Raw genomic sequence first — 262 nt, forward strand, 5'->3', positions numbered from 1 at the left:
CTACCTTCCTGCGTCACACCTGTTAATACGCTTGCCTCCCAGGATCAGGTCCTGCGCTCCACCAAAACCCTTCACCCACAAGGGGTGTCGGGCAGGTTTCGGGCAGTTAGTATCCCCTGTTCAACATGGACGGTTTTTCGCCGGTACGGGAATATCAACCCGTTGTCCATCGACTACGCCTGTCGGCCTCGCCTTAGGTCCCGACTTACCCAGGGCAGATTAGCTTGACCCTGGAACCCTTGATCATCCGGCGGACGGGTTT

1 rRNA gene is annotated in these 262 nt (G+C 57.3%); it reads right to left on the reverse strand.

The window, feature by feature from the left end:
* Positions 1 to 262 (reverse strand): 23S ribosomal RNA (locus AC5RUU_RS19665); the annotation flags it as partial.

The organism is Arthrobacter sp. K4-10C, assembly GCF_059090085.1.